Annotated in this window: 14 protein-coding genes; 11 read left to right on the top strand and 3 right to left on the bottom strand. The window is 68.7% G+C overall.

The features are described from left to right. The first annotated feature begins 45 nt into the window (after positions 1–45). Complete coding sequence (locus FIV50_RS13330; RefSeq protein WP_140037851.1) at positions 46–1,497, top strand: helix-turn-helix domain-containing protein; 1,452 nt, start codon at positions 46–48, stop codon at positions 1,495–1,497. A 6-nt stretch (positions 1,498–1,503) separates the two neighbouring features. On the opposite strand, the gene FIV50_RS13325 is transcribed toward FIV50_RS13330, so the two are convergent. After that, positions 1,504–2,826: an MFS transporter gene (locus tag FIV50_RS13325; protein ID WP_140037850.1), complete on the bottom strand. Its 1,323-nt coding sequence runs from the start codon at positions 2,824–2,826 to the stop codon at positions 1,504–1,506. A 162-nt stretch (positions 2,827–2,988) separates the two neighbouring features. Continuing rightward, complete coding sequence (locus tag FIV50_RS13320; RefSeq protein ID WP_258184273.1) at positions 2,989–3,642, bottom strand: amino acid deaminase; 654 nt, start codon at positions 3,640–3,642, stop codon at positions 2,989–2,991. A gap of 135 nt (positions 3,643–3,777) precedes the next feature. On the opposite strand from FIV50_RS13320, the gene FIV50_RS13315 reads away from it, so the two are divergent. From FIV50_RS13315 to FIV50_RS13290, 6 genes are read left to right on the top strand one after another with little or no spacing between them, the layout of a single operon-like run. After that, a complete protein-coding gene (locus FIV50_RS13315) occupies positions 3,778–4,422 on the top strand; it encodes an HAD family hydrolase (protein ID WP_258184272.1) in 645 nt (214 codons plus the stop codon). 49 nt (positions 4,423–4,471) lie between these two features. After that, positions 4,472–5,461 (top strand): phosphate/phosphite/phosphonate ABC transporter substrate-binding protein, encoded by a 990-nt coding sequence (phnD, locus tag FIV50_RS13310; protein WP_140037848.1) that lies wholly within the window; start codon positions 4,472–4,474, stop codon positions 5,459–5,461. 22 nt (positions 5,462–5,483) lie between these two features. Beyond that, positions 5,484–6,287: a phosphonate ABC transporter ATP-binding protein gene (phnC, locus tag FIV50_RS13305; RefSeq protein ID WP_258184271.1), complete on the top strand. Its 804-nt coding sequence runs from the start codon at positions 5,484–5,486 to the stop codon at positions 6,285–6,287. After that, complete coding sequence (phnE, locus tag FIV50_RS13300) at positions 6,284–7,093, top strand: phosphonate ABC transporter, permease protein PhnE (RefSeq protein WP_140037846.1); 810 nt, start codon at positions 6,284–6,286, stop codon at positions 7,091–7,093. The genes phnC and phnE (FIV50_RS13300) overlap by 4 nt, the downstream gene beginning before the upstream one ends. Next, positions 7,090–7,923 carry a phosphonate ABC transporter, permease protein PhnE gene (gene phnE / locus FIV50_RS13295; RefSeq protein ID WP_140037845.1) on the top strand — a complete coding sequence of 278 codons (834 nt, stop codon included), beginning with the start codon at positions 7,090–7,092 and terminating at the stop codon, positions 7,921–7,923. Before phnE (FIV50_RS13300) ends, phnE (FIV50_RS13295) begins: the two co-directional genes overlap by 4 nt. 28 nt (positions 7,924–7,951) lie before the next feature. Beyond that, complete coding sequence (locus FIV50_RS13290) at positions 7,952–8,770, top strand: MurR/RpiR family transcriptional regulator (protein WP_258184270.1); 819 nt, start codon at positions 7,952–7,954, stop codon at positions 8,768–8,770. Between the two features lie 450 nt (positions 8,771–9,220). Here FIV50_RS13290 and FIV50_RS13285 read toward each other — a convergent pair whose 3' ends face one another. Beyond that, the gene (locus tag FIV50_RS13285) at positions 9,221–10,729 is read right to left on the bottom strand and encodes a PucR family transcriptional regulator (protein ID WP_140037843.1); all 1,509 of its coding nucleotides are present in this window, start codon (positions 10,727–10,729) and stop codon (positions 9,221–9,223) included. 118 nt (positions 10,730–10,847) lie between these two features. On the opposite strand from FIV50_RS13285, the gene gabT reads away from it, so the two are divergent. The 4 genes from gabT to FIV50_RS13265 all read left to right on the top strand — a co-directional run bounded on the left by gabT (position 10,848) and on the right by FIV50_RS13265 (position 16,158). Then, positions 10,848–12,215 (top strand): 4-aminobutyrate--2-oxoglutarate transaminase, encoded by a 1,368-nt coding sequence (gene gabT / locus FIV50_RS13280; protein ID WP_140037842.1) that lies wholly within the window; start codon positions 10,848–10,850, stop codon positions 12,213–12,215. Positions 12,216–12,326: 111 nt separating this feature from the next. Continuing rightward, entirely contained in the window at positions 12,327–13,730 is a 1,404-nt protein-coding gene (locus FIV50_RS13275; protein WP_140037841.1) for a flavin monoamine oxidase family protein, read from the top strand. Then, positions 13,730–14,614, top strand: a complete 885-nt coding sequence (locus FIV50_RS13270; protein WP_140037840.1) for a universal stress protein — start codon at positions 13,730–13,732, stop codon at positions 14,612–14,614. The genes FIV50_RS13275 and FIV50_RS13270 overlap by 1 nt, the downstream gene beginning before the upstream one ends. Beyond that, positions 14,614–16,158 (top strand): APC family permease, encoded by a 1,545-nt coding sequence (locus FIV50_RS13265; protein ID WP_140037839.1) that lies wholly within the window; start codon positions 14,614–14,616, stop codon positions 16,156–16,158. Before FIV50_RS13270 ends, FIV50_RS13265 begins: the two co-directional genes overlap by 1 nt. The last annotated feature ends 6 nt before the right edge of the window (positions 16,159–16,164 follow it).

The raw sequence follows: 16,164 nt of genomic DNA, 5'->3' as shown, positions 1-16,164 counted from the left end.
TGTGAAGATCAATAGAAATTCTGTTTCTGTGACAGAATCGGCCGCATGAGCAACTCAGCGGCCGAAGAAGACGCCGACTCCCTCACGATCGGACGACGCATCCGTCAGTTGCGCACCGCGCGGGGAATGACCCTCGACGATCTCGCAGCGGCGGTCGATCGGGCCCCGAGTCAGATGTCGATGATCGAGACGGGCAAGCGCGAACCGAAGCTCACTCAACTGCAGGCGATCGCGCGAGCGCTCGGTGTCACGATCGATGCGCTGCTCGAGGGCGAGCCGCTCGATGAGCGCAGTGCGATCGAGATCGCTCTCGAGCGCGCCATGAAGGGACAGACGTTCCAGGCGCTCGGGATCGAGCCGTTCCGCATCGCCAAGAGCATGCCGACGGATGCACTGAAGGCACTGCTCGCGCTGCACGGCGAGATCGACCGGCTCCGGGACGAGCGGGCGGCCACGCCGGAGGAGGCGAGGCGCGCGAACGTCGAGCTGCGTCACCTCATGCGCAGGCAGGACAACCACTTCGCCGACCTCGAAGCCAAAGCCGCCGAGATACTCGCGGCGGTCGGTCATCCCGGCGGTCCGCTCACGCAGCGCACCGCATCCGAGATCGCCGCCTACCTGGGGTTCACGCTGCACTACGCGCCCGATCTGCCGCAGACCACGCGCAGCGTGGCCGACCTGGCGAACGGGCGGCTGTACCTCTCAAGCAGTGTGCCGGCCAAGGGTGACGCGAGAACGGCCGTGCTGCAGGCGCTGTCCAGTCGTATCCTCGGGCATTCGGAGCCGCGCAGCTACGCCGAGTTCCTGCGCCAGCGGGTCGAGACGAACTACCTCACCGGGGCGCTGCTGGTTCCCGAGGCCCACGTGGTGCCCGCGCTGAAGGATGCGAAATCACGTCGGGCGATCTCGATCGAAGACCTTCGTGATGCCTATTCGGTCTCGTACGAGACGGCGGCGCACCGCTTCACGAATCTCGCGACCCGCCACCTCGACATCCCCGTGCATTTCCTCAAGGTGCACGAGTCGGGGACGATCACGAAGGCCTACGAGAACGACGACGTGAACTTCCCGACCGACCGACTCGGGTCGATCGAGGGCCAGATGTGCTGCCGGCGGTGGACGAGTCGTGTCGTGTTCGACGAGGACGACCGCTTCAATCCGTACTACCAGTACACCGACACGGGCAACGGCACTTACTGGTGCACCGCCCGAGTCGAGGCGTCGAGCGAGGGGCTGCACTCGGTGAGCGTGGGCGTGCGCTTCGATGACACCAAGTGGTTCGTCGGGCGTGACACCCCGCACCGCGGAGTGTCGAAGCACTCGGTCGAGGTCTGCTGCCGCCGAGCGCCCGCCGACCTCGAGGGGCGGTGGCGCGAGAACTCCTGGCCGAACGTCAGGACTCCTCGCACCCTGCTCGCCACGTTGCCGACCGGGGCGTTCCCCGGTGTCGACACCACCGACGTGTACGAGTTCCTCGAGGCGCACGCACCTCGCTGAGCGACCTCAGCTCAGCGCCACGGGCTTCTTCGGCACCAGCGACACGGCCACCGCGGCGACGATCGCCACGAGGGCGAAGGCGACGAAGTTCCACTCGACGCCGATCGCGAGCGACGCCAGCCAGCCGCCCATGATCGGGCCGAGGATCGCACCGATGCGTGCGAAGCTCAATGCCCAGCCCGCGGCTGTCGCGCGGACGGAAGCCGGGTAGTAGTCGGTGATGTAGGCCGTGAGCACGAGCGACGTCGAGATCGACCCGATGCCCGAGATGGCCACGAGCACCAGATTCACGAACATCCCGTTCGGGAACATGAGCAGAAGACAGGCCACTCCGCCCAGCGCATAGAAGATGATGAGCACCGGCTTGGCGCCGAAGCGATCGGCGAGGTAGCCGACTCCCAGGCCGCCGACGGCGGACGCGAGGCTGAAGACCAGCAGGAACGTGAGTGCGGGGCCGAGGTCGTATCCGGAGGCGCGCATGATCGATGGCAGCCACGAGTTCAGGCCGTAGACCAGCAGCAGCCCGGCGAAGAGCGAGATCCAGAGGAAGACGGTCGAGCGCAGGTAGCTTCGGGAGAAGAGCTGGTGCAGGATGCTGTGCCACGGCCGACGCTCGCCCTCGGGAAGAGCCGGGCGGTCGGTGGGGATGTAGGGGTGGATGCCGAGCCGATCGGCGAGGGCGACGGCCTTGTCGTGACGGCCGCGGTTCTCGAGGGATTCGAGCGACTCGGGCAGCACCTTCGCGATCACGGGAATGAGCAGGATCGGGAGCGCGCCGACCGCGATCACCCAGCGCCAGCCGAGGTGCGGGAGCAGCAGGATGGCGACGAGCGCCGACACGACGATGCCGAGCGAATAGCCGGAGTACATGATCCCGTAGTTCAGCGCGCGCCGACGTGGGGCGGAGAACTCGATCGTGAGCGCGGCGGCGACCGGGATGATGCCTCCCATGCCGAGGCCGCCCAGGAAGCGGAAGAGGCCGAAGATCTCGGGCGTGGGGGCGAGCGCTGCACCGAGCTGCATCACGGTGAAGATCGACATCGACACCAGCAGCATCCGCTTGCGACCGACCCGATCGCTCAGCGTGCCGATGAAGAGGGCGCCGATGAGCATGCCGACCAGAGCCCAGGAGGCGAGACCTCCGAGCTCGACGGGGGAGAGCGACCAGGCGGCATCCTCGGCGAGAGCGGGCAGCACCGCGCCGATCACGCCGATGTCGTAGCCGTCGGCGAGGATCGCCATCCAACAGCTGAAGAGGACGATCCCGGTGACGCGTCGCGGAACGGGCCAGACGGTCTCGTCGGTGCGGGGCGGGGAAGCGGTAGACATCGTCGTCTCCTTCACATGACGCGCCAGTGCGTCGGGGTGGATGAAGCGCTCGAGCGCTGTGTTGAAACTATGACGAACGTCACGAAAACGCAATATGCAATCGACTAGTGCCCTAGAGCGGCGCAGATCAGCATCCTGACCGGCGCGCATGCGGCATGCGAATCACACCGCGTTCCAACGCAGGCGAGGAGTGCTCGCGAACTCGGTCAGCACGACGCCCGCGTCGGCGACGGGGAACATCGTGATCAGCAGGGGAGTGGTCTCGGAGACGGCGGCGACCGCGTAGACCAGCGCCGCGGGTCCCTGCTCGCGGGTGACCCCCACGCGGGTGTGTCGTCCGTCGACGGTCGCTGTGCCCGACAGCGATGCGCTGTGGAGGATCCCGGATGCCGCGGCGCCTGCTCTGTGGAGCAGTGTGGCGCCTTCGAGCCAGGGCAGGAACGCGTCGGGTGCGAGAGCGCACGCCTCTGCGAGCGCAGGTGTCACCCAGCGCTCGCGCTTGAGCCCGTACGGCGTCTCGACGAGTGACAGCAGATAGCCGTAGCAGTGCAGGAGTCCGGCGTTGCCGACGGGCCACTGCGCCGCTATGCCTGCTCTGCGGTGCAACTCGTCGAACAGTGCCCGAGAGATGACGGGCGCGCCGATGTTCTCGTCGATCACGGTCGACCGGCCCCAGGCGTCGAAGCGTCCGTGCTCGCGGTCGTCCTCGAGTGCGGCGGCGAGCCACGGGAGACTGTCGACGGCTGCACGTGCGGTCGTGGCCGAGTCGGACTGTGCTCGGGTTGCAGCGGTCGTGAGGTCGTCGATTCCGGACACGGCGTTCACGCTACAAGATCCCGGTGGACGGAGTGTTCACACGGCGTTCACATGATCGGGACTTTCTGTCCACAATCACTGAGCATGCTGGACGGAGCGTCCGCGAGATCAGAGTGCGGATGCGGAAAGAACACCGTGAACTCCATTCTCCTCTTCGACTTCGACGGCACGATCGCCCTCGGGGACGGGCCCGTCCTGGCGTACGCCACGCAGGTGGCTGCCGCTCTCGACGACGACCACGGCTTCGTCGACGGCATCCGCGAGACGCTCTCCGCCGCCGACGGTGGGGCCCTCGACGGCTACGACGCGGTGCGGCGGGCTGCGGCTGCCCGTGGTGCGGATGCCCGCATGCTCAGCGCCGCGTATCTGGCGAGCCGAGCAGAGCTCGCCACCGCAGCGGCTCCGATCACCGCACCCGACGGCCTCGCCGCCTTCCTCGCCGCTGCTGCGGCTGACGCGGAGCTCGTTCTCGTCACCAACGCACCGGCGATCCGCATCGACCAGGCGCTGGACGCGCTCGGCCTCGCCGGGCTCTTCGACCGCATCGTCACGAGTGCGGGCAAGCCGGCCGGTCTCGATGCGTTCCTGGCGGATCTGCCCGCGGACGCGCGGGTGCTGAGCATCGGAGACATCTGGCACAACGACCTCGCCCCCGCCCATGCGCGCGGCCATGCGACCGCTCTGATCGGTGGCTTCCCCGATCCAGATGCGACCCCCACCTACCGCGCTGCCGACTTCGCGACGCTGATCCCTCAGCTCGACGCGTGGCTGCGCCCCTGAACCCGCACCTCTCCACCCTCCCTCACCCACCACACATCGAAGGATGACAATGCGTACCTCCCCCTTCCGCCGGACCGCCGCGGGGCTCGTCGCCGCGGGTGCCCTGCTCGCCGTCGTGCTCACCGGCTGCTCGACCGACACGGCCGCGCCCGACGAGTCCGCCGCCCCCGCTGCCGATCCCGAGTCCCTCGTGCTCGCCCTGGTGCCCTCGCAGGACCAGGACGGCCTCGTCGACACCGCGGCACCGCTCACCGACTACCTCACCGAGGAGCTCGGCATCGAGGTCACCGGTGTGGTCTCCAAGGACTACCAGGCCGCGGTCGAGGCGATGGGGGCCGGTCAGGCGCAGATCGGCTTCCTGCCGTCTCTGCAGCTGTGGCAGGCCAATGACATGTACGACGCATCGGTCGTGCTGCAGACCGAGCGCAACGGCAACATCACCTATCCCGCGCAGTTCATGACGAACAACCCCGACAAGTACTGCGACGACCAGCCGGTCGAGCGCGACGGGATGCTGTTCTGCAACGGCGCTGACGCCATGTCGGGTCCTGCCGGTCTCGACAGCATCGACAAGGTCGAGGGAGCGAAGGTCGCGCTGCTCGGACCCGGCTCACCCGCCGGCTACATCTACCCGGTCCTCGCGCTGCAGGAGGCGGGACTCGACACCGACACCGACATCCAGCAGATTCCCGTGACCGCGAACGACGCCTCGGTGCTGGCGATCTACAACGGCGACGCCGAGGTCGGCTTCAGCTTCTGGGATGCCCGCACGATCGTTCAGAAGGACACCCCCGATGTGGGCCAGAAGGTCGTGGTCTTCGCCCTGACCGAGGAGATCCCGAACGACGGCGTCGCGCTGTCGTCCGACCTGTCGCCCGAGCTGCAGGACCGCATCTCCACGGCTCTCGAGGACTTCTCGAACACCGAGGAGGGCTCCGAGATCCTCACGAGCATCTACTCGATCACGAAGCTCGCGCCCGCCGATCCCGACTCCCTCGATGTCGTCGCTCGCGCCGCCCAGGCCCTGGGGCTCCAGTAAATTGTCCGATCAGATCCAGCACGTGGACGCCGCAGCCCAGGCTGCGGCGTCCACGCCGTGGTCCATCCGTCTCGATGGCGTCACGGTGCGATACCCCAACGGGACGATCGGCCTCGACCGCGTCTCCCTCGACATCGACGCCGGAGAGATGGTCGCCGTCGTCGGCCTCTCGGGTTCGGGCAAGTCCACTCTCATCCGCACGATCAACGGCCTCGTGCCGGTGACGAGCGGAACGCTGGACGTCGGCGAGCACCGCGTCAGCGGAGCCTCGCCCCGCACCCTGCGGCGCCTGCGCGGCGACATCGGGATGGTGTTCCAGGGGTTCAACCTCGCCGGCCGGGCGAGCGTCCTGCAGAACGTGCTCGTCGGGCGTCTCGCCCACACGCCCCTGTGGCGCACCCTGCTGGGCGCGTACCCTGACGCCGACCGGCAGCTGGCCTACCAGGCGCTCGACCGCGTCGGCATCCTGCCGAAGCTCCACTCGCGCGCATCCGACCTCTCGGGTGGGCAACAGCAGCGCGTCGCCATCGCACGCGCACTGGCGCAGGAGCCGCGCATCGTCCTGGCCGACGAGCCGGTCGCGAGCCTCGACCCGCCCACCGCGCACGGTGTCATGAACGACCTCCGCCGCATCAACCGAGACCTCGGCATCACCGTGCTGGTCAACCTGCACCTGCTCGACCTCGCCCGCGAGTACGGAGCACGGATGATCGGGATGCGCGCGGGCAAGATCGTCTACGACGGTCCGGCAGCGAGCGCGACGGATGCCGACTTCGAGAGCATCTACGGTCGATCCCTCACCCCCGACGATCGGCTCGACACATGACCGAGGCGACACCGGCACCGCTCGAGATACCTCTGCGGCCGCGCGGCGCGTGGCGTGGGCCCGTGATCCTGCTGGCGGTCGTCGCCATCACCGTCGTGATGTGCCTGCCCGGCATCGGCATCGGTGTCGACCTCTCGGCGATCGCGCGCAACTGGCAGAACGGCGCCGACAAGATCATCAAGCTGCTGATGCCCGACTGGAGCTTCTTCCCGCGCACGCTCCCGCCGCTCATCGAGACGCTGCAGATGGCCGTCATCGCGACGGCGATCGGTGCGGTGATCTCGCTGCCGCTGAGCTTCTGGGCGGCTCGCGCCACCAACCCGAACGCTCCGGCGCGCGTCATCGTGCGCGGCATCCTGAACGTCATCCGCAGCGTCCCCGACCTGCTCTACGCAGCGATCCTCGTCGCGATGGTCGGTGTCGGCGCGCTCCCCGGGATCCTCGCGCTGCTGCTGTTCAACGTCGGCATCATCGTCAAGCTCGTCTCGGAGGCGATCGACACCAATGACCGGGGTCCGCTCGAGGCCGGCCGAGCGGTCGGTGCCACACAGACGAAGATCAACCGCACACTTGCGCTCCCGGATGCCTGGCCGGCGTTCGCGAACCAGACTCTCTACGTCTTCGAACTCAACGTCCGCGCCTCGACGGTGCTCGGTCTGGTCGGAGCCGGCGGCATGGGCCTGCTCATCGACGCCGTCCGCACGTTCTACCGCTACGACCAGCTCTCGCTCATCATCCTGGAGATCCTCATCGTCGTCATCGTGATCGACCTCGTCTCCGACGCCATCCGACGGAGACTCGTATGACCACCGTGCTCACTCCGCCCTCTGCCGTCACGGTCATCCCGGACAAGCCGCGCCGACCCTGGCTCATCGCCTCATGGATCATCGTCACCGCCATCGTCGTGCTGGCTTTCTGGTCGATCGACATCAACTGGGCACGTCTCGCCGACCTTCCTGCCGAGATCGTCCGCTACACGTTCCTGATGTTCGGCAGCCCAAACTGGGAGAAGCTGCCCGAGGCGCTCTGGCAGACCTGGCGCAGCATCGAGATGGCGTGGGTCGGCACGATCCTCGGCATCCTGCTCGCGACCCCCATCAGCCTGCTCGCCGCGCGCGGCTTCGGCCCCGCCTGGCTGCGCGCACTGCTGCGCGGGCTGTTCTCGCTCATCCGGGCGGTTCCCGAGATCATCATCGCGATCGTGATCCTCTCGGTCACGGGGCTCACGCCGTTCACGGGCGCCCTCGCGCTGGCGATCAACGGCATCGGCACGCTCGGCAAATGGGGCTATGAAGCAGTCGAGGCGGTGCCCCGCGGGCCGATCGAGGCCGCACGCGCGGCGGGTGGTGGCACCCTGCAGGTGCTGCGCTGGGGTGTCTGGCCCCAGGTCGAGCCCGCGTTCTGGTCGTTCTGGCTGTACCGCTTCGAGATCAACGTGCGCTCATCGGCCGTGCTCGGTCTGATCGGCGTCGGCGGAATCGGTGACATGCTCACCTCGTATACCCAGTACCGTGAGTGGTCGACGGTGGGTGTCCTGCTCATCGTGGTCGTCGCTGTCACGATGCTGATCGATGCCGTCTCCGGTGCGATCCGCCGCCGGATCATGGAGGGAGCCCGCACCCGTGTTCTCGCCTAGCGCTCCGCCCACCGCTCGAATCGCCGCGGTGCTCAACACCCTGCAGCCCGCCGAACGCCGCGTCGCCGAGCTGATCGTCGAGTCGGCGGAGGCGGTGGTCGAATGGACCGCGCAGGAACTCGCCGACCGAGCGGGTGTCGGCCGCGCCACGGTCGTGCGCGCGTGCCAGAGCTTCGGTTACCGCGGTTACCCGCAGCTGCGCGTCGCGCTCGCCGCCGAACTCGGCAGCGGGCCGACGGAGGCGGGCATCGACCACGGACCGGGCGCGCTCGGGCGGATGCGGGGCGAGATCGGTCGTCTCGCGGCGTCACTGCCGGCGCTGACGAGTCTGCTCGACGCGGATGCGGTCGACGAGGCGGTGCGGCTCGCGGCATCCGCTCGTCGTCTGCTCGTGCTCGCCAACGGCCTCTCCTCGCCGATAGCCAACGATCTGGCCATGAGGCTCACGGCCTCGGGGCGCTCGGCGGAGTTCATCGCGGATGCCATCGCGCAGCAGATCGCGGCACGCCACCTCACGCCCGACGACGTCTGCCTCATCGTCAGCGGATCGGGCGCGAACGAGGCAAGCCTTCGCGTCGCGACTGCGGCGGCGCGCGGCGGCGCGACCGTGATCGCGCTGACATCCTTCGCCTCGTCGGCGCTGACCGAGGCGGCCACGCTGTCGCTCGTGATCGCTCCGACCGGCGTGAGCTTCCGCGACGAGCTCGAGCACACCTCGCGCGTCGCATATCTGGTGTTCGCCGAGGTATTCGCCGCTGCCGTCACGACGGAACGGGGCGCGGATGCCGTGCAGGCGCGCGCACATGCGCTCGAGGTCGTCTCCGACAACCTCGGCGAGGGCGAGTAGGCCGCGGCAGCGCTGCTGCGTGCCGCGGCCGCCGTGAGACCGGGGTTTCGGGGTGAGAGCCGTGTGCGTGCGGTGGGTTTCGTGTCGGAAGGGCGGCTTCGGCCGAGTGGGTGCCGCGATGGTCGGTGAGACCGCGGTTTCGGGGTGAGACCGGGGTATCGGGGTCAGACCGGGGTTTCGGGGTGAGACCCGTGGGTTTCGTGTCGGAAGGGCGGCTTCGGGTGGGCGGGTGTCACGACGGTCGGTGAGACCGGGGTGTCGGGGTGAGACCCGTGTGCGTGCGGTGGGTTTCGTGTCGGAAGGGCGGCTTCGGCTGGGCGGGTGTCACGACGGTCGGTGAGACCGGGGTGTCGGGGTGAGACCCGTGTGCGCGCGGTGGGTTTCGTGTCGGGAGGTGGGTTTCGTGCCGGAGGGGAGCAGGGGGAGTAGAGGGGGAGTGGGGCCGGCCGGCTAATCCCGGGCCGTCTGCAGCAGCGCCCACAGCTCTGCGCGGGCGGGGAACGACGACAGATCGCTGCCGAGCAGGGAACCCGCCTGAGTGATCCGCGACCGCAGCGTGTGGCGGTGCACGCCGAGGGCCGCAGCCGCCGGATCGGACTTCGCATCGTGCTCGAGCCACGTGCGCAGCGAGCGTTCGAGGTCGCCGCCTGATCGCGCATCGTGGTCGCGGAGGGGCGCGAGCCGAGACTCGGCGACCAGGCGGGCCTCGTCGGTCGCGAGCGCGCTGAGGATGCTGGATCCCGCAGCGTCGGCGAAGTGGAACACCCCTGCCCCGGACTGCTGTCGCAGCGCCGCGAGCGCCTGAGCGTGGGCACGCGAGAACGCGTCGTACGATTCCGACCCCGACGCCCCGATGCGGATGCCGAAACGAGTGGCGACCTCGTCGAGCAGTGCGTCGTCGTCCATCGACAGGCAGAGCACGACGCCCTCCGCAGATTCGGCGAGGAAGCTCGCGGTGCCGTGCTCGGCGCGGCGGCGGTCCCACCAGTCTGCGAAAGGTCCGGTCGGGGCGTCCGCGGCGATCGCCACGACGACGGGCGCCGACGGCATGCCACCGAGCACTTTGCGAGCGAGGGTCGGGTCGTCGTCGAGCAGGGAGCTCAGCAGCTGCGAGTTCAATCGGCGCTTGCTGCGGGCGAGCTGGTCGCTCTGCTCCAGCGCGAGCCCGGCCATCGCGATCACCGACGTCACGACCGTGCGGGCCTCGGCGTCGAGCGCGTCGACCGCCAACGCGATCACTCCCCGCAGATGTCCGCCTCGTCCGACGGTGAAGAGCGTGAACGTCTGATCGTCGATCGTGAGCGACTGCCCGGCTTCGAGTCCACGGGCGAGGATCTCGGTGGCACGTTCGCCGAGTTCGGCCAGCCGGCCCGCTGTCACGGCTGACCGGGGGTGCGAGAGCTGAAGCGAGCCGGCTGCGTCGTACATGCCGACCCAGACTCCCAGGCGCCTCCCGAGCTCGGCGACGGTCGCGTCGAGCCCGCGGGGGCGGAGTGCGGCCAGTGCCAGCGCACGCTGGGTGTCGAGCGCCCAGGATCTGCGGGCGTAGGCCTGTGCGGCGATGGCCTCGGAGTGCGCTCGGGCGATCGCGATGAACGGCGTGCGGTAGGGCACCTCGAACAGCGGGGTCCCGCGGCGTGCGCACTCGAGGATCAGCTCCTCGGGGATCCCGGCGCGATGCACGTCCGTGCCGAAGCCGAGGCCGAGCACCCCGCGGTCCGCGAGCCGCCCCACGTACACGTCGAAGTCCGTGCCGGCGTCGAACTGGGTGCCGGTGGTCAGCAGAGCGAGGTCTTCGGCGAGGAACGGCGTCGGGTCGGCAAGGTCGGAGCTGTGCACCCAGCGCAGGGGGCGATCGAGCGCGCCCACCGGGAGGTCGCCCTCGCTCGAGATCAGGGCGAGTCCGAGGTCGCGACGTCGGAACAGGGCGCGCAGAGTGGGCTGCTCGGTGTCGTCCATGCCGATGCTCCTCTCCCGTCGCCAGAACCCCGGAAGTGTACGGTCGGGCGATGATCTCAACGAGATTGTACAGTCGGGCGAATGCGCCTGTCGCGGATCCGGCCGTACGCTCGCGGACATGGCACTCCTCGACACCGCAGCTGTTGCAGTCCCCCTCGGCGGACCCGACCTCCCCCAGGAGCGACGTCTGGTTACCGACCTCCCCGGCCCCCGCTCGGCCGAGATCCTCGCGCGCAAGGCGGATGCCGTCGCCGCGGGCGTCGGGCACACGGTTCCGGTTGCGGCCGTCGCCGCCGGCGGAGGAGTGGTCGTCGACGCCGACGGCAACTCGCTGATCGACCTCGGCTCGGGCATCGCCGTGACGACCGTCGGCAACGCGCACCCCAAGATCGCCGCAGCAGTGGCCGCGCAGGCCGCACAGTTCACCCACACCTGCTTCATGATCTCTCCGTACGAGTCGTACATCGAGGTGGCCGAGGCACTGAACCGGCTCACCCCCGGTGACTTCGCCAAGAAGAGCGCCCTGTTCAACTCCGGCGCCGAGGCCGTCGAGAACGCGATCAAGATCGCTCGCAAGCACACCGGTCGCCAGGCGGTCGTCGCCTTCGACCACGGCTACCACGGACGCACCAACCTGACGATGGCGCTGACCGCCAAGTCGATGCCGTACAAGAGCGGTTTCGGGCCCTTCGCCCCCGAGGTCTACCGCGCACCGATGTCGTACCCGTTCCGCGACGGACTCGAGGGCGGCGAGGCCGCAGCCCGCGTCATCCTGCAGCTCGAGAAGCAGATCGGCGCCGACAACCTCGCGGCGGTCATCATCGAGCCCATCCAGGGTGAGGGCGGCTTCATCGTCCCGGCCGACGGATTCCTGCCGGCGATCGCCGACTGGTGCCGCGCCAACGGCGTCGTCTTCATCGCCGACGAGGTGCAGACCGGCTTCGCCCGCACCGGCCACATGTTCGCCAGCGAGATCTTCGGCATCGAGCCCGACCTCATCACGACCGCCAAGGGCATCGCGGGTGGTCTGCCTCTCGCCGCCGTCACCGGGCGCTCCGAGATCATGGACGCCTCGCACGCGGGCGGCCTCGGCGGCACGTACGGTGGCAACCCGATCGCCTGTGCCGCAGCGCTCGCCGCGATCGACGTCTTCGAGAACGACGGCGTGATCGAGCGGGCCCGCGAGATCGGCGAGATCCTCACGACACGCCTCGCAGCCATGCAGCAGCAGGATGCCCGCATCGGCGACATCCGCGGGCACGGTGCGATGATCGCCGCCGAGTTCGTGAACCCCGAGACGAACGCGCCGGATGCCGCACTCACCGCCGCCGTGGCCAAGGCGTGCGTCGCCCAGGGCGTCATCGTGCTCACCTGCGGCACCTACGGCAACGTCATCCGCTTCCTGCCTCCGCTCTCGATCGGCGACGATCTGCTGAACGAGGGCCTCGACGTCGTCGCGGACGCACTCGCGGCGAACGCGGGCTGACAGACCAGCGGTCGCGGCTCGCTGCGACCGCCACCACACGTCCGGCCGCGACGAGGATCGGGGGATTTCGAGTCGCGGCCGGCACACACATTTCCAACGAAGGAGAAGCAGATGGCTGAGATCACTCGCGACGTGCTGATCGTCGGAGCCGGGGCCGCAGGGCTCACGGCCGCGAACGACCTGCGCAAGGCCGGACTGTCGGTCGCCGTCCTCGAAGCACGTGACCGCGTCGGCGGCCGCCTGTGGACCGACGTCATCGACGGCGCCATGCTCGAGATCGGCGGCCAGTGGGTCTCGCCCGATCAGGATGCGCTGAAGGACACGATCGAGGAGCTGGGGCTCGAGACCTACAGCCGCTATCGCGAAGGCGACAGCGTGTACGTCGGACCCGACGGACAGACGCATCGCTTCACGGGCGAGATGTTCCCGGTGTCCGCCGAGACCGAGGCCGTCATCGCCGAGATCACCGAGCGCCTCGACGCCATGGTCGCCGAGATCGACCCCGACCGCCCCTGGGCGCACGCCCAGGCCGAAGAGTGGGACTCGGTCACGTGGGACGCCTGGCTGCGGGCGCAGACCGACGACGACGAGGCCGTGCGCAACCTGGCCTTCGCCACCGGATCCGCGATGCTCACCAAGCCCACGCACTCGTTCTCCCTGCTGCAGTCGCTGCTGATGGCAGCATCCGCCGGTTCGTACTCGAACCTCGTCGACGCCGACTTCATCCTCGACAAGCGCGTCGTCGGCGGCCTGCAGAAGGTGCCGCTGCTGCTCGCCGAGCGACTCGGAGACGACGTGCTGCTGAACCAGCCGGTGCGCTCGCTCGAGTGGAGCCCCTCGGAAGGCTCGGGAGCCCAGTCGTCGGTCGTCGCGACCACCGACGACACCACCGTGCGCGCCCGCTTCGCGATCCTCGCGCACGCTCCGGTGCTCTACAGCCGCATCGCCTTCGTGCCGCCGCTGCCGCGTCGACAGCACCAGATGCACCAGCACATCTCGATGGGCTTCGTCATCAAGGTGCACGCCGTCTACGACCGCCCGTTCTGGCGCGAACAGGGCCTCAGTGGCACCGCGTTCAGCCCGTACGAGCTCGCGCACGAGGCGTACGACAACACCAACCACGGCGACGAGCGCGGCACCCTGGTCGGCTTCGTGAGCGACCAGAACGCCGACGACCTGTTCACGCTGTCGGCCGAGGAGCGCAAGGAGCGCATCCTCGAGTCCCTCTCGCACTACTACGGCGACGAGGCCAAGAACCCCGTCGTGTACTACGAGAGCGACTGGGGCACCGAGGAGTGGACGCGCGGCGCGTACGCGGCGAGCTTCGACATGGGCGGACTGCACCGCTACGGCGCGGACCTGCGCTCGGCCGTCGGACCCATCCACTTCGCCTGCAGCGACATGGCAGGAGCCGGCTACCAGCACGTCGACGGCGCGATCCGCATGGGGCACCTCGTCGCATGGAGCATCGTCGAAGCCACTCGCGCCACCGGCGACGCCGCCGAGGTCGGCTGATGACCGGCGCGGTCGTCGTCGGCTACACGGCGACGGATGCGGGAGCGGATGCCGCTGCGCTCGGCGCGCGGCTCGCCCGCAGCCTCGGTGCTGTCCTGCACCTCGTGATCGTGCTGCCATCGGAGGGCACCCGGAGTGCCGCGGTTCCGCCGGAGCGCGCGTACGAGGAGCACATCCGGCGACAGGCGAAGGAGTGGCTCGAGGACGCCGTCGTGCGGCTGCCGCAGGAGCTCACCCGCACCGGCCACGTGCGCTTCGGCGAGTCGTTCGCCGAGGGGCTCATCGCCGCCGGTGAGGAGTTCGACGCCCGCCTGATCGTCATCGGCACCGCCGGCGGCAGCATCTTCGGCCGTCACCGCCTCGGCAGCGTGGCCTCCGAGCTGCTGCACTCGTCGACCATCCCCGTCGCGCTCGCCCCCGCCGGCACGGCGGAGCAGGACGACCATGTGCTCCCGCGGGTGACGGCCGCCGTCGGCAACCGCGCCGGCGCCGACAACCTCCTCGACGAGGCCGCCGCGATCGCGACCGAGTCGCGCGTCGGTCTGCGGCTGGTCTCACTCGTGCCGTTCGACGTGCCGCCCGGTCTCGACACCGGCGCGATCCGCATGGTCGGCGACGAGCACGCGAGCGAAGTGCTCGAGGTGGCCAAGGGGCTGCTGCCCGAAGAACTGAAGGCCGAGGTCGAAGAGGCCCCCGGCGACACGGTCGAAGACGCCGTCGCGAATCTCACGTGGCTGCCCGGCGAGGTCGTCCTCGTCGGTTCCAGCCGTCTGGCGCAGCCGCGCCGCCTGTTCCTGGGCTCGACCGCAGCGAAGATGCTGCACGAACTGCCCGTGCCCATGATCGTCGTCCCGCGCACCCGCGCCGAAGCAGGAGTCCGCTGATGAGCAGCTCGAACCGGGCGACGGAGCCCGCATCAGGAGTCACGACAGGAATCTCCACCAAAGGGCTGTCTGCGGGGACCGTCGGTCTCATCGGGGCCGTCGTGATCGGCATCTCATGCATCGCTCCGGCCTACACGTTCACCGCAGCCGTGGGGCCTACGGCCTCCGAGGTCGGGGCGCAGATCCCGGCCGTCATCCTCCTCGGGTTCATCCCGATGCTCCTTGTGGCCTTCGGATACCGGGAGCTCAACAACCGGATGCCCGACTCGGGAACCTCCTTCACCTGGGCGACGCGGGCGTTCGGCCCGTGGATCGGGTGGATGGCCGGATGGGGCCTGATCGTGGCGACCATCCTGGTGCTGTCCAACCTCGCGGGGGTCGCGGTGGACTTCCTCTTCCTGCTGCTCTCGCAGATCACGGGCAACGCGGACATCGCGGCGATCGCGTCGAACACCTGGGTCAACATCGGCGTGTGCCTGCTCTTCATGCTCGGCGCCACATGGATCTCCTACCGCGACATGCAGACCACGCAGAAGCTGCAGTACTGGCTCGTCAGCTTCCAGATCCTCGTGTTGGTCTTCTTCGCCGGCGCCGCGATCGTGCAGGCGGTGAACGGCAACGGCTTCGACTACCAGCCGTTCGACCTCAACTGGTTCAACCCGTTCGCGATCTCGTCTTTCAGCGCCGTCGCCGCCGGTCTGTCGCTGTCGATCTTCATCTTCTGGGGGTGGGACGTCACTCTCACGATGAACGAGGAGACCAAGGATCCCGAGAAGACGCCTGGTCGCGCCGCGACCGCCACGGTTCTCACCATCGTCTCGCTCTACCTGCTGCTCGCCGTCGCGATGATCATGTTCGCGGGCGTCGGTGACGGCGAGCTCGGCCTCGGCAACGGCGACATCCAGGAGAACGTGTTCTTCCACCTCTCCGGTCCGATCCTCGGCCCGCTGGCATTCCTCGTCTCGCTCGCGGTGCTCACGAGTTCCGCGTCGTCTCTCCAGTCGACGTTCGTGGGGCCGGCGCGGACCCTGCTCGCGATGGGACACTACGGCGCACTGCCCAAACCCTTCGCCAAGGTCAGCCCGCGCTTCTTCACCCCCGGGTTCGCGACCATCGTGTCGGCCATCGTCGCCTCGGCGTTCTACGCGGTGATGCGCGTGGTCAGTGAGGACACGCTCTGGGACACCATCCTGACGCTCGGCATGATGATCTGCTTCTACTACGGCATCACGGCCTTCGCCTGCGTCTGGTACTTCCGCAAGCAGTGGTTCGACTCGACGAGGAATCTGTTCTTCACGTTCCTGTTCCCGCTCATCGGCGGGATCATCCTCGGCATCCTGTTCTTCACCACGCTGATCGACTCCATGGACCCGGCCTATGGCTCCGGGTCGCAGATCGGCGGAGTCGGCATCGTCTTCATCCTCGGGATGCTCATCATCGTGGTCGGCATCGCGGTGATGATCTGGCAGCGGATCAAGCGCCCGGCGTTCTTCCGCGGCGAGACGCTCAGCATGGATGCTCCTACCAGCATCCGCAGACGCTGACCGCGT

Source organism: Microbacterium foliorum, assembly GCF_006385575.1.
Lineage (GTDB): Bacteria > Actinomycetota > Actinomycetes > Actinomycetales > Microbacteriaceae > Microbacterium > Microbacterium foliorum_B.
Note: the sequence above shows the minus strand (reverse complement) of the source record. Positions and strands in the feature narration are given on the sequence as shown.